At 68.6% G+C, this 12,458-nt stretch carries 10 protein-coding genes; 3 read left to right on the forward strand and 7 right to left on the reverse strand.

The window, feature by feature from the left end; all coding sequences use genetic code 11:
• Positions 1–956: 956 nt before the first annotated feature.
• Positions 957–2,129, reverse strand: a complete 1,173-nt coding sequence (locus SACXIDRAFT_RS16050; RefSeq protein WP_006239657.1) for an MFS transporter — start codon at positions 2,127–2,129, stop codon at positions 957–959.
• A 385-nt stretch (positions 2,130–2,514) separates the two neighbouring features.
• Between SACXIDRAFT_RS16050 and SACXIDRAFT_RS16055 the strand changes: the two genes are divergently transcribed.
• The gene (locus SACXIDRAFT_RS16055) at positions 2,515–3,450 is read left to right on the forward strand and encodes an SDR family NAD(P)-dependent oxidoreductase (RefSeq protein WP_006239658.1); all 936 of its coding nucleotides are present in this window, start codon (positions 2,515–2,517) and stop codon (positions 3,448–3,450) included.
• Between the two features lie 63 nt (positions 3,451–3,513).
• Here the strand turns inward: SACXIDRAFT_RS16055 and SACXIDRAFT_RS16060 are convergent, their stop codons facing one another.
• Positions 3,514–5,343 carry an AMP-dependent synthetase/ligase gene (locus tag SACXIDRAFT_RS16060; RefSeq protein WP_006239659.1) on the reverse strand — a complete coding sequence of 610 codons (1,830 nt, stop codon included), beginning with the start codon at positions 5,341–5,343 and terminating at the stop codon, positions 3,514–3,516.
• A gap of 122 nt (positions 5,344–5,465) precedes the next feature.
• On the opposite strand from SACXIDRAFT_RS16060, the gene SACXIDRAFT_RS16065 reads away from it, so the two are divergent.
• The gene (locus tag SACXIDRAFT_RS16065) at positions 5,466–6,113 is read left to right on the forward strand and encodes a hypothetical protein (protein ID WP_006239660.1); all 648 of its coding nucleotides are present in this window, start codon (positions 5,466–5,468) and stop codon (positions 6,111–6,113) included.
• Between the two features lie 26 nt (positions 6,114–6,139).
• Here the strand turns inward: SACXIDRAFT_RS16065 and SACXIDRAFT_RS16070 are convergent, their stop codons facing one another.
• Genes SACXIDRAFT_RS16070 through SACXIDRAFT_RS16080 form a run of 3 tightly spaced genes read right to left on the reverse strand, consistent with a single transcriptional unit; the run spans position 6,140 to position 9,143 of the window.
• Positions 6,140–6,946 carry an ABC transporter ATP-binding protein gene (locus tag SACXIDRAFT_RS16070; RefSeq protein WP_006239661.1) on the reverse strand — a complete coding sequence of 269 codons (807 nt, stop codon included), beginning with the start codon at positions 6,944–6,946 and terminating at the stop codon, positions 6,140–6,142.
• Positions 6,947–6,996: 50 nt separating this feature from the next.
• Positions 6,997–8,067, reverse strand: coding sequence for a FecCD family ABC transporter permease (locus tag SACXIDRAFT_RS16075; RefSeq protein WP_006239662.1), 1,071 nt, complete (start codon positions 8,065–8,067; stop codon positions 6,997–6,999).
• Positions 8,064–9,143 (reverse strand): FecCD family ABC transporter permease, encoded by a 1,080-nt coding sequence (locus tag SACXIDRAFT_RS16080; RefSeq protein WP_006239663.1) that lies wholly within the window; start codon positions 9,141–9,143, stop codon positions 8,064–8,066. The genes SACXIDRAFT_RS16075 and SACXIDRAFT_RS16080 overlap by 4 nt, the downstream gene beginning before the upstream one ends.
• A gap of 116 nt (positions 9,144–9,259) precedes the next feature.
• Between SACXIDRAFT_RS16080 and SACXIDRAFT_RS16085 the strand changes: the two genes are divergently transcribed.
• Positions 9,260–10,282 carry an ABC transporter substrate-binding protein gene (locus SACXIDRAFT_RS16085; RefSeq protein ID WP_006239664.1) on the forward strand — a complete coding sequence of 341 codons (1,023 nt, stop codon included), beginning with the start codon at positions 9,260–9,262 and terminating at the stop codon, positions 10,280–10,282.
• Positions 10,283–10,289: 7 nt separating this feature from the next.
• Here SACXIDRAFT_RS16085 and SACXIDRAFT_RS16090 read toward each other — a convergent pair whose 3' ends face one another.
• Both SACXIDRAFT_RS16090 and SACXIDRAFT_RS16095 read right to left on the reverse strand, forming a co-directional pair.
• Positions 10,290–11,255: an anti-sigma factor RsbA family regulatory protein gene (locus tag SACXIDRAFT_RS16090; RefSeq protein ID WP_006239665.1), complete on the reverse strand. Its 966-nt coding sequence runs from the start codon at positions 11,253–11,255 to the stop codon at positions 10,290–10,292.
• Positions 11,256–11,693: 438 nt separating this feature from the next.
• Complete coding sequence (locus SACXIDRAFT_RS16095) at positions 11,694–12,416, reverse strand: TetR/AcrR family transcriptional regulator (RefSeq protein ID WP_006239666.1); 723 nt, start codon at positions 12,414–12,416, stop codon at positions 11,694–11,696.
• Positions 12,417–12,458: the final 42 nt, after the last annotated feature.

The following is a 12,458-nucleotide window of genomic DNA, read 5'->3' on the forward strand; positions in this document are numbered from 1 at the left end:
GTTCCTTGGCAGCAGTGCCCTTCTGCGAGCGCCCGGTCGCGGACGGCCACCGGACACGTCGGGAGTCTGCGGCGTCCGATTCACGGCATCGGGACCGGATTCATGGGAGGTGACGAGTTCTGGCGACGGCCGATCCTGGGGAATGAGCGGCACTCGCCGATCCTCTCGCGTGTGTCGGTCACGTGGACGGCCGACTCCGTGACGGTCCGGCAACGGCGACCGGTTCGGCTCGGTCCACTACGGGACAAGGCATCGTCAGTGATCGGTATCATCGCACTGCACCGGAAATTCGTGTAGGCGAGGCCGCCGGACGGTAGTGTCGGACGGTGCGGATGTGTTGTTCTGTACGTGTTTTCGCCGTCCGCACGAACTCGGAAGCGAGCGGAGGTGTTCTCCCTTGTCCGACCGCGACTTCTGATCTAGAACTGACACATCGACGACGACACCCTGGGGAGGTGCCTCGTGTCCGACCGTGACTTCTGAGGCTTCTGTGGTTTCGGAGACTTCGGAGGCTTCTAGGCGGCAGTCACTTCGGCGACTGCGGTCTTTTCGTTGTCCTTCTTGGTTCTTCGTGCCTGTTCGACGTCCATGAGGCGGTGTCGGTTCCCGGTGAGGACGACATCGTCGAAGCCCGTCGAGAGGAGGTGTTCGCCGTGACCGACCGCGACTTCTGACGACTTCTGACACCGCGCGGCACTGTCGTCACAGGGAAAAGGGGTCGGGGGGCGTGAACGGCTGACGTATCGGTGCGTCAGCCGGAGGATCATGGTTCACACATCGTCGATTCCCGCTTTCTCCACGGCGGCAAGGCTGCTGCCGAATATGTGCGTTCCTACTGTCGAATAGCCTGTTTCGGCGGCTTCACGCCGTGAGGGCACCGGCACAATCAGGTGGTCGTTTCAGGTGGTCGTCGTGACGATCGCCGTCGTCACTGTCGTGCCTGGAGTGCCCGGTCTCTAATTTGCCTTCTGTACCCGCGCCCAGGAGATCGCCACCGGGATCGTGAGGAGCACACCGGCCGCTCCTGCGAGTGCGATAGCGGTCGTCGCGGACCCGACGAGGTCCGCGACCACACCGCCGAGTGCGACGCCGAGGCCCTGCGCCACCCGGAGCCCCGTGCGGTAGACGCCGCCCGCTCCACCACGCTTGTCGTTGGGCACCCAGGTGATGAAGGTGGCCCCGACGGAGATGATGTAGGCACCCGCTGCTCCCGCGAGCATCAGCAGTAACAACGCGAACGGCAGAGTGGGTGTCGCTGCGAAGCCGACGAGGATCGCGGCGGCGAGTGTGGCGAGCACTCCCATCACTCGCCTGCGGTTCTCGGGGGACACGAATCGCGACAGCAGGAACGTACCGAGGATGAAGCCGACGGGGTCGGCGGCGAGCAGCCAGCCGACAGCACGTTCGGAGGCGCCGATCTGGTCGGCGAGGGGTGCGGCGAGGCCCTCCGGAATCACCGCGAGCCCCACCAGCCACGACAGAGCGAGCAGAACGCGTAGGCGCCGCTGTCCCCAAACCCAGCGCACGGCGCTGAACCAGCCGTCGTCCGGGTTGCCTGCGGCAGGGCGCTGCCGAACCCACAGTTGCACGAGCAGAGCCGCGACAAGGAAGGTCAGGGCATCGATCGCGAGCGCCCACGACGCGCCGAACGACGTGACCAACAGCCCGCCACCGGCCAGCCCGACGAGCATGGCGATGTTGCTGGTGATGCCCCGAAGATCCTGACTGCGCAGGTACAGTCCGTCGTCGCTGAACACCTCCCTGGTCAAGGCGTTCTGCGCGGCGTTGGCGGGCGCACCGGCGAGGCGGGCCAGCACGACGAGTACGCACAGCGGCGCCAGCGGCATCCCTGGCACCGCCATGGCACCCACCAGCCCGGCCTGCACGAGGGCGGAGACCACGAGGACTGTCTTGCGCGGTAGCCGGTCGGCGATCTGTGCCAGTCCCAGGCCGCCTGCGAGGGCGGGAAGGAAGGTGAGGGCGTAGACGCCCGCGGCCCAGAGCGCCGAGCCGGTGCGGCTGTACACGACGATGGACAGGGCCACCGTCGTCAAGTGATCGCCGAGAACCGACTGTGCCTCCGCGATCCACAGCGCCCGGAACTCGCGGTTGCGGATCGCGTCGGTCATCCGCGCCGCTGTCGTGGTAGCTACCAACGTGGTCACCTTGTGCCGAATCGGTTACGTATTGCGACGTCGGCGCCCACGTTAGTGTTGATCTACCGGGTGTGGACCCGACCGAGGGACGTTGCCCGGATCGGACTAACGCCGTCGCAAGGCGCCTTCGCGCGGACTTCGGGCCGGCTGCCTGCGCGGTTGAGTCCCCGTGAACGGCGGGCTGTATCCCGCGGCCGATCGGCGACCACTCGTTCGGCGCAGTCGCTCCACCGTTCGTCGCGGACGTCTCCGCCGGTGCCACCGAGTGGACCGAGACTGACTGGGACCGGCCTGGTGCGACACCGGGCCGGCTCGGACGACGGACGAGCCCGCGCTCGCGGTGGGGAGACGAAAGCGAATGAACGGACAACTCGACGGCAAAGCCGTCGTCGTGACCGGAGCAGGCAGGGGCCTGGGGGAGGCCTTCGCGACGCACGCCGCACAGGCCGGTGCGCTGGTGGTGGTCAACGACATCGACGCGGATCTGGCGCAGCGGACGACCGCGAACATCACGACGCACGGGGGCAGAGCCGTCGCGAGCGGACACGACGTCGCCGACCCGGCACAGGCGGCGGCGCTCGTCGAGCTCTGCGTCACGGAGTTCGGCCGTATCGACGGGCTGGTCAACAACGCGGGCCTGAACTACGAGGCCGTCTCGTGGCACGACGATCCCGATGACGTCCGCAAGCTCGTGGAGACCAACGTGCTCGGGGTGATCTACGTCGGGACGGCGGCGGCGAGGGCGATGGTGGACAGCGGCCGTGGAGGGGCGATCGTCAACATCTCGTCCGGTGCTTCGCTGGGGCAGCGCAGGCTGGCCACGTATTCGGCGAGCAAGGGCGCTGTGGCGTCGCTGACCTACTCGTGGGCGCTCGACATGGAGGAGGTCGGTGTCCGGGTCAACGCGGTGTGCCCGCTCGCGCACACCCGGATGGTCTGGAAATCGGAGCGTTCGCTGCGGAACTGCCCGCCGGAGCGGACGCCTGCGCGGATCGCGCCGCTGGTGCTGTTCCTCCTCGCCGACGATTCGCGTGGCATCACCGGGCAGCTCATTCGCTGCAACGGCCCGGAGTTGCACATCATGGGCCAGCCGTACGTGAAGCAGCCCGTGCTGCGTCGTGAGGTGTGGGACAGCGAGAGTGTGCGGCGGGCGTTCGGCGAGGTCTTCGCCGCGCACCTCGAACCGTACGGGCTGGAGAAGCGGGTTCCGCCGACGCTGAGGGAGTGGACCGGCACGGCTCCACTCACGGCGTCAGGGACGCGGCCGTCACCCTGGCCCCTTCGCAGCGCCTGAGGGGGAGGCTGCGAAGGCAGGGCCGGGGAGGGTGGCTGGTCTGTCCACCCTCCCCGGCCGCGCTCAGTCGTAGAGCGCGTCGATGTCCGAGCGGTACCGGTCGGTGATGACGCGCCGCTTGAGTTTCAACGTCGGTGTCAGCTCGCCAGTCTCGGGTGTCCAGGCCCGCGTGAGCAACCGGTAGCGCTTCACCTGCTCCACCCTGGCGAGCCGCTCGTTGGCCGACTCGACGGCACGGTCGATCTCGGCGCGCACGGCTGGGTGGTCGGCGAGTGCGGTGAGGTCGTCGGTCTCGATTCCCCGAACGGCCGCCCACCCCGGTGCGATCTCGTCGTCGAGCACGACGAGCGCGGTGACGTAGGGGCGGTTGTCCCCGATCGCGACGGCCTGACCGATGAGCGGATGTTCCTTGAGGAGGCTCTCAATCCTTGTGGGAGCGATGTTCTTGCCACCGGCGGTGATGATGAGTTCCTTCTTGCGGTCGGTGATGGTGACGAACCCGTCGTCGTCGATCGATCCGATGTCACCCGTGGCGAACCAGCCTTCGGAGTCGGTCGCCGCCTCGACGGAGCCGTCTTCTCTGAGGTAGCCGAGGAACACGATCGGCCCCCTGACAAGCAGTTCACCGTCGTCGGCCACCGCGACCTCGACGTCGGCGACCGGCTTGCCGACACTGCCAGCCCTGAAGGCGCCCGCGTGGTTGCTCGTCGCCGCTCCCGTCGTCTCGGACAGTCCCCACACCTCGTGGATCTCGACGCCGAGACCGGCCATGAAGTACAGCACTTCCTCCGGCAGGGCTGCCGCGCCGCTCGACGCGAACAGGAGTCTGTCGAGGCCGAGCAGCACGCGAAGGGGAGCGATCACGGTGCGATCGATCTCCGCGATGCGGTCGGCGAGTTCGGGCGGTACCTTGGCTCCCGCGCCGCGCAGCCGGTAGCCCTCCCGCACGAGGTCCGCGGCGGCGAGCAGCGCGTTCCTGCGATCCTCCGGTACTCCGGCGAGCATGTTCCTCAGCCCCGCGACCATCTTCTCCCACACTCGCGGAACGCCGAAGAAGGACTGTGGCCTGACCCGGGTGAGGGCGGCGACGATGGCGGTCGGGTCGGCGAGGGTGTGGACGTGCCCGGCGCGGACGACGGGTATGTAGATCGACAGCTCCCGTTCCGCGATGTGGGCGAGCGGGAGGTAGGCGATGTTCGCAAGGTGCGGCGGGGCGGCGTGCATCTCGTGCACGGCGATCGCCTCGTGAATGGCGTTGCGGTGGGACAGCACCACTCCCTTGGGCACACCGGTCGTGCCCGAGGTGTAGATCATGGAAAGCGGGTCGTCCGGCTCGATCACGTCGGTGAGGCGCTCGAAGGTCTCCGGTGACTCCGCGTGCAGGGCGGAACCCCGCTCGCGCAGCACGGCGTAGGAGAGGAACCGGTCGTCGTCCTCGGGTACGGCCTCGCGATCGAGCACGACGACCTGCCTCAGGCCGGGCAGGTCGTCGAGAACCGGTCGCCACCGCGACAGCTCGTCGCTTCCGGCCACGACGGCGATCGGTGCGGAACTGTGGTTGACCACGTACTTGATCTGGTCGCTGCTCAGCGTCGAGTACGCCGTGCACGGAATCGCACCGGCGTTGGCGGCTGCGAGGTCGGTGATGATGTGCTCCGGTCTGCTCGGCGACATGATCACCAGCCGCTGGCCGGTGCGGAGGCCGAGGTCGATCAGTCCCCTGGCCACAGCGGCGACCTCGTCGCGTACCTGCGCCCAGTCGAGGGTGGGGCTGCCGGGTTCGTCGAGGGACGTCAGAGCGGGAAGGTGGCCGAACTCGGTGGCGTTGCGGCGAAGGAGCCTGGCGATGGTGAGGCCCTCCACCTGGGCCGCGACGGATTGCTGAGTGGTCAACGCTGTCCCTCCTCAGGTCTCGTGAACCCACCACCTTATGTAATTCAGATCACTTTTGTGGAGGGCTGATCGCCGATCCGCCGGCGCGGTGTCGCTTGACGGCCTACGGGTACTGCTGGGTCATGAGCACCGACACCGACCAGGTAAGGACGGCCGAGCGACTGTTGCGGGTGGCAGGACAGACCTATGCGGACGAGGCGGGAATCGACCTGAAGGACACGCCGTCGGCGCTCTACCGGTTACTGGTGCTCGCGGTGCTGCTGTCGGCCCGGATCAAATCCGGCATCGCCGTCGCCTCGACGAGGGAACTCTTCGCGGCAGGCTGCACAACACCGCGGGGAACGCTCGACACGTCGTGGCAGCAGCGGGTGGACGCTCTCGGGCGAGGTCATTACGTGCGCTACGACGAGAGCACGGCCACGACACTGGGCAAGGGCGCCGAGTTGCTCGCCGAGGAGTACCGGTCGGACCTGCGCCGGATGGCGAAGCGGGCGGACGGCGACGTGGCCGCGCTCCGGACACTGCTGCGTGAGGTGCCCGGCATCGGTGCCGTGGGAGCCGACATCTTCTGCAGGGAGGTCCAGGCCGTGTGGCCGTGGGTGCGCCCGTATCTTGATCGCAAGGCGAGGCAGGGCGCCGAGCGCATCGGGCTGCCGTCCTCCGTCGATTCGCTCTCATCGCTGGTGAAGGCCGACGACCTCGCGCGATTCTCCGCAGCCCTCGTGCGCGTCGCTCTCGACGCCGGCCTCGCGAAGAAGATCACCGGCTGACTCGCGGTGATGCCACGGTCAGTGTGTCAGCGCACACCCGCGCGCACGTGTGCGCTGATGGGTACGACGAGCGGGGTGCCGGCCACCGGGTCCGGCACGATCGTGGCCGTCAGGCCGAAGACCTCGGACAGCAGTTCCTCCGTGAGCAGCTCCGATGGCGGACCCTGCGCCACGACGCCGCCGTCCTTCATGGCTACGAGCGTGTCGGCGTAGCGGGCGGCGAGATTCAGATCATGCAACACCATCGCCACCGTGGTGCCCCTCTCCGTGTGCAGCCGGTGGACGAGGTCGAGGACGTCCACCTGGTGCGCGAGGTCGAGGTAGGTGATCGGTTCGTCCAGCAAGAGCAGCGATGTGTCCTGCGCAAGGGTCATCGAGATCCACGCGCGCTGACGTTGCCCTCCGGAGAGCTCATCGACGACGCGGTCGGCGTAGGCATCCATCCCGGTGAGCCGCAACGCTCGCGACACGGCTTCCTCGTCGCCGGACGACCACTGGCGGTGCCAGCTCTGGTGCGGGTGCCTGCCCCGCGACACCAGGTCGGCCACGGTCAGCCCCTCGGGCGCGGTCGGGGACTGCGGCAGCAGGCCGACGACGCGGGCGACCTCGCGGGTCGGTTGCCTGTCGATGCGCTTTCCGTCGAGCAGTACGGCTCCGCCGCGTGGCCGCAAGAGGCGGCCCAACGCCCGCAGCAAGGTCGATTTACCGCAACCGTTGGGGCCGATGATCACTGTGATCGCACCGTCGGTGACATCGAGGTCGAGGCCGTTGACGACGAGCCGATCGCCGTAGCCGAGCCGCACCCCCTCGGCGCGCAGTCTCGCGTCGGTCATGCCTGTACCTCCTGTCTGGGTGTGCCTTTCCGCGAACCGGCCGGATTCCCTCATGCGCGCTGGGCCCGCACGAGCAGGAAGAGCAGGTACGGTGCGCCGAGGATCGCGGTGAGCACTCCGACGGGCAGGCTCGCCGACACGAGGCGCACAACGAGGTCCGCGCTCACCACCAACGTCGCTCCCAGCACAAGGGAGCCGACGAGAGGGGGCCGCGCGGTGCGGGCGAGCCGCAGAGCGATCTGCGGTGTCGCGAGGGCGACGAACGCGATCGGCCCCGCCGTCGAGGTGGCCACCGCGGCCAGCGCTGCGGCCAGCAGCACCAGCGTTCCCCGCGCCGCATCGACCCGGATGCCCAGACCCTTGGCTGTGTCGTCGCCGAACTGGAGGCCGCCGAGTGTGTGCGCGGCGACGAGAGCCGTGGGAACCAGCACGGCGAGCGCGATGGACACACCGGCGATCTGTTCCCAGCCGACATCGGCGAGGTTGCCGACGAGCCACACGGTGGCCCGGGTGGCGTCGTCAACATCGCCGACCGTCAGCAGCCAGTAGACGACGTTGTAGAACACGGCGGACAGCCCGATCCCCACGAGCACCATGCGGTAGCCGTCGATACCGCGCCGCCACGACAGCGCGTACAGCAGAACGCCTGCGACGAGGCCGCCCGCGAGTGCGGCGAGGGGAACCCCCAGCTCGGCGAGGAGCCCGCTGACCTGCCCGCGCGTCCCGCCGAGGATGATCACGGCCACGGCCCCCGCGCCGGCACCCCATGTGACACCGAGGATGTCGGGACTCGCCAGCGGGTTCCGCGCGATGGACTGGAAGAGCGCACCGGCGAGGCCGAACGCCGCACCGACGAGGGCTCCGGCCAGCGTGCGGGGCAGTCGCAGGTCGAAGACGATGCCGTTCTCACGACGGTCTCCACCGCCCGCGAGTGTCCGCAGGACGTCGAGCACGTCGATCTGCGCGCTGCCGAGCGCGATGTTGACCGAGGAAACGGCCAGCAACACGACGGCTGCGACCACCGGCACGGCCATCACCCTGGGGCGGAAGGTCCAGCAGAACCTGCCGACCGTCAGCGCCTTCGCTCCCGGCACGGCTTCGATATCACGTACGAGGCTCACAGCTTCCGAAGCCCCTTCCCGCGAACCAGGTGGATGAACACGGGCGCGCCGAGGACCGCGCACAGGACGCCGACCTCGAGGCTGTCCCCGGAGACGAGCCTGCCCGCGACGTCGGCCAGCAGCAGCAGGATCGCACCGAGGAGCCCGGCCACAGGCACGAGCCTGCGGTAGTCGGCGCCGCTCAGAGTGCGCGCGACGTGCGGAACGATGAGTCCCACGAAGGCGATGGGCCCGCACGCGGCCACCGCGGCGCCCACGAGAAGCGTGATGGCCGCGATTCCCAGCGCTCTCGTCCGTCCCGGCTTGCGGCCGAGTGCGGTGGCCACGTCGTCGCCCAGCGCGAGGGTGTTCAGTCCGGGGGTGTTGGCCAGCGCGAGGACGAGTCCCGCGACGAGGAACGGCAGTACTTGCAGGACGATGTCGTAATCCCGCCCCGCGAGCGAGCCCACCTGCCAGAACCGGAACACCTCCATGCCCTGGCGGTTGCCGAGGACGAGTGCCGCTGTGAGGCCGGAGAGCAACGCGCTCACCGCGGCTCCGGCCAATGCGAGCGTGACCGGTGCCGAGCCTCTGCGTCCGGTACTGCCGAACAGGAAGACCACGGTGGCCGCCACGAGGGCGCCTGCGAAGCCGAACCACACGAACCCGGTCAGCGAGCCGACGCCGAACACCGTGATGGCGCAGACGATGCCGAACGCGGCACCCTGGTTGACGCCGAGGATGCCGGGGTCCGCGATGGGGTTGCGGGTGTGGCCCTGCATGAGCGCACCACCGATGCCGAGCGCGATCCCGGCGAGGATGCCGAGCACGGTTCGCGGCCCGCGTAGCGATCGCACGATGATGTCGTGCTCGCCTCCGGTGGGCTGGGTCAGCGCGCGCCAAACCTCACCAGGTGGCACGGGGTGAACGCCGTAGGCGAGGCTGAGCAGCGTGGCGAGAACGAGGACCGCCACGAGCGCGGCGATGGTCAGTGCGTGCCTGCGCGGGGAGCGGCCGGTGGTGAAGCTGTTGTTGCCGGACGGCGTTGCCGTGGCGCTCGCGGGGTGTGCCCGCGAGGGCGACCGTGTCGGGCTCATCTGGCGTCCCTCGTCATCCCCTCGTCATGGACGCCCCGGTCCCTTCCGTTGCGACGCCTGTGTGGATTACAGTCCCGGTGTCCTTAGGAGAGCCTAACCGAACATGAAGGGTGAACATGATCCGCCTGTCCCTATCACGGCGTCGCTCGGCAAGGGCGACGGCACTGACAGCGCTGACCACCTCGCTGGTCGTGTTCGCCTCCACCGCCCTCGCCGCGTGCTCTCCGCCTGCCGAGCAGCCTTCCGAGGGCGGTAGCGGCGGCGACGGTTTCCCGCGCACCGTGTCCCACGCCATGGGGGAGACGGCGATCGACACGCGGCCGGAGACGGTGGCCGCGCTCGACTCCAGTTTCGTCGATGCGGCATTGGCGCTGGAGACGAAGGTTGTCGCGTACACGAAGTACCCCGCGTCGGACACTCCGCCGGACTATCTCGGTGACGACGTCGGGTTCCTCTCGGACGCACGCGTCGTCGGCGATCTGGCGAGCCCGGACGTCGAGGCGCTCTACGACATCGCGCCCGACCTCGTCGTCTCGGCGAAGGTCCGCCACGAATCAATCTACAATGAACTGTCCAATGTGGCGCCTACTGTGTTCAGTGAGACAACGGGCGCGACGTGGAAGGACAACATCAGGCTGCTGGCCGAGGCGCTGGGCAAGGAGGACCTCGCCGAACGCAAGATCGCCGACTACGAGCGAAGGGCCGAGGCCATCGGCAAGGCCATCGAGGAGAAGGAAGGCGGCATGCCCACCTACTCCCTCGTGCGGTTCGTCGAAGGTGAGCCGACCGTGCGGCTCTACACCCCGGAGTCCTTCCCCGGCATCGTCGCCTCCGACGTCGGCCTGCGGAGGCCGGAGGGGCAGCCGAGTGGCGGGTCGGGGATCGCCGTCGAGCTGAGCCAGGAACAGATCGGGCAGCTCGACGCCGACCACATCTGGGTTTCGAGCTACGTTGACGACACCCAGAAAGCGGAGAACCCGAGGTCGGCATTCGAGTCGAACCCGCTGTGGGACACGCTCTCCGGAGAGATCAGCGAGGTCAGCGACCAGACCTGGTATGTGTCGGTGAGTCTTCAGGGCGCCCACGCGATGCTCGACGACATCGCGGAGCGATTCGGTGTCGATCCCGCGCGGGAGTAGCGAGGCGTCACCGGGAATGTTCGCCGGCGACGAGGACGATGGTGTAGCCGTCCTCGTGCCGGCGCATCGCCACGTAGTCGCACACCTGATGCACGATCCAGAGCCCGAGCCCTCCGTCTGCCCTGTTCGGCCCGAGCGGAGTGAGCCCGGCGTAGGGGTCCTTCGGCCCCTCGCCCGCGTCGGTGACCGTGGCGACGACCCTGCGGTGTTCGGGCCACAGCCGTAGCCACACCGGTGGCCTGCCGTGGTGCAGGGCGTTGGTGACCGATTCGCTGACCGCGAGCACCAGTTCGCCGAGGCGGGTCTCGCCGAGACCGGCCTGCCTTCCCGCTTCCCGAGCGGCCTCCCTGGCCTGTTCGGGATGTGTCGCCCGCAGTGTCACGGCAGGGGCTTTCGATCGGAGTCCGGGCTCGCCGGGGGCGGGCACGTGTGCGCTGAGGAACGCGGGCGGGTCGGTGAAGGCGGTGCTGGGGACGTGCCTGCCGCCGGGCAGCGCCAGCCACGGGTGTGTGCGCAGGACGTCGTCGAGGACGGTGGCTGGCGTGGTGCGCCCGTCGTACATGCACAAGCTCCACAGCGGTAGGTCGTCGAGCAGGTGGTTCACGGCGGCCTCGTAGCGCGCCCACGGTCCCCACGGTGTCGCACTGCCGGGTTCGTCGAGTTCGCCTGCGAGGCGCACCTTGCCCGCTCCTTGCCGCACGTGCTGGTCAACGAGTTCGCGGAAGTACTTCACCGCGGTCGCCGGATTCCGGTACCCGGTGCAGTGATCGAGAAAGATCACCGAATCCGGGTCGGCGAAGGCCGTGCGCAGCAGTTCGGCCCGCTGCGGTGTCAAACAGACGAAGACGGGATCTCCGGCGTCGAGTCCCTGCCGGAGGAAGGGGATCAGGACGGACAGCAGTTCGTCGTCGGATCGGTAGACGGCCGCCTCGTGGAGATGGCCGGCCCGCCCGTGTGCGACGTCGAGCTTCATCGTGGCGGAATCCCGGTGTGCACGCGGCGAATCTTAGGTGTACGCGACGGCGTGGGCCAGCCAACATCCCGTGGTGTGCTCGCCCTGCCTGCGATGGACGTGGCGAACCCGCTTCCGCAGGGGGGTCCCGTAGGCGTCGGCCGGAGGTGGCGGCGTGCGACCCGCCCGATCGCGCCCCAACTCCGGGCGAGTGTGATCGTTCCGTGTTGTGCGGTTGCCGGCTTCGTCCCCACGACTGCTCCTCCCTGCGGTCATGCCTGCGCGCGCCCGTCCAGCCCGGAAATGAACGGTGATTCGGGGGTGTTCCCCCATTCGGCGGAACGTGAAACACGGTCGCGTCGATGACGGGGCTCACATCGGAGCTTCACCGGCTTCTTCGCTGCCGGATCGCGCCCTGCGGCCGGACGTGTCGTCCCAGGTCAGCCTTGGTGCGCCTGGTCATCGCGCGGCTCGCGCCTTCGGATCGGGATTGGTCCCGGTGCCCGGTTTCGTGGCGTGCGTCTCGTCGTCGGTCGCCTCGGTGGGAGAGGAAAGGGAGGTGGGGCTCGCTTCTCGCACCGGCATCGGCAGCACGCGGTCGAGGTGGTAGCGGAGGACCGCCGTCGCGTCCTCGGCGCTGCGCTGGCCCACGAGCACGCTTGTGCCGAGGCCGTGCCCGAGCGTGACCAGTCGTGCGGCCTCGGTCTCCGGGATCGAGTCTGCGGCGAGTTCACCGCGAGACTCCGCCACGCGCAACATCTCGGCGAGTTGCCGTTCGACACGGTCGGGCCCTGCCACGAAAGGCAGTCGAGCGAGTTCGGGATCGGTCATGGCGAGCACGGCGTACGAGGTCCAGACCAAATGGAAGACGCGGCTCTCCTCGTCGGTGGGCAGCGCTTCGAGGAGGAAGTGCTCGACACGATCGCGGGCCGAGGGCAGGGACGGCAGTGCGGCGAGGCGGGCGGTCCATCTGTCATGGCTTCGCCGCTCCAGATGTCGAAGTGCGGCGTGCAGGAGCAGGGCCTTGGTGTCGAAGTAGTACTGCACGAGCCTTAGCGACATCCCGGCTTCTGCTGCGACCGCGCGCATGGTGACCGAGGTGAGACCGTCACGCCCCACGACGCGCAGCAGCGCGTCGATGATCTGCTTCCTGCGCTCGCCGTGATCGACTCTTCGTGGCATCGGCGGCCTCCTTCTGGTACAAGCGTATATGATACGCCTGTA

It is taken from the genome of Saccharomonospora xinjiangensis XJ-54 (genome assembly GCF_000258175.1).
Classification (GTDB): Bacteria; Actinomycetota; Actinomycetes; order Mycobacteriales; family Pseudonocardiaceae; genus Saccharomonospora; species Saccharomonospora xinjiangensis.

Bases quoted from the DNA above. Each gene is read 5' to 3' on its own strand.
- SACXIDRAFT_RS16050 (WP_006239657.1), bottom strand. From the start codon at position 2,129: ATGACCGACGCGATCCGCAACCGCGAGTTCCGGGCGCTGTGGATCGCG.
- SACXIDRAFT_RS16055 (WP_006239658.1), top strand. From the start codon at position 2,515: ATGAACGGACAACTCGACGGCAAAGCCGTCGTCGTGACCGGAGCAGGC.
- SACXIDRAFT_RS16065 (WP_006239660.1), top strand. From the start codon at position 5,466: ATGAGCACCGACACCGACCAGGTAAGGACGGCCGAGCGACTGTTGCGG.
- SACXIDRAFT_RS16070 (WP_006239661.1), bottom strand. From the start codon at position 6,946: ATGACCGACGCGAGACTGCGCGCCGAGGGGGTGCGGCTCGGCTACGGC.
- SACXIDRAFT_RS16080 (WP_006239663.1), bottom strand. From the start codon at position 9,143: ATGAGCCCGACACGGTCGCCCTCGCGGGCACACCCCGCGAGCGCCACG.
- SACXIDRAFT_RS16085 (WP_006239664.1), top strand. From the start codon at position 9,260: ATGATCCGCCTGTCCCTATCACGGCGTCGCTCGGCAAGGGCGACGGCA.
- SACXIDRAFT_RS16090 (WP_006239665.1), bottom strand. From the start codon at position 11,255: ATGAAGCTCGACGTCGCACACGGGCGGGCCGGCCATCTCCACGAGGCG.
- SACXIDRAFT_RS16095 (WP_006239666.1), bottom strand. From the start codon at position 12,416: ATGCCACGAAGAGTCGATCACGGCGAGCGCAGGAAGCAGATCATCGAC.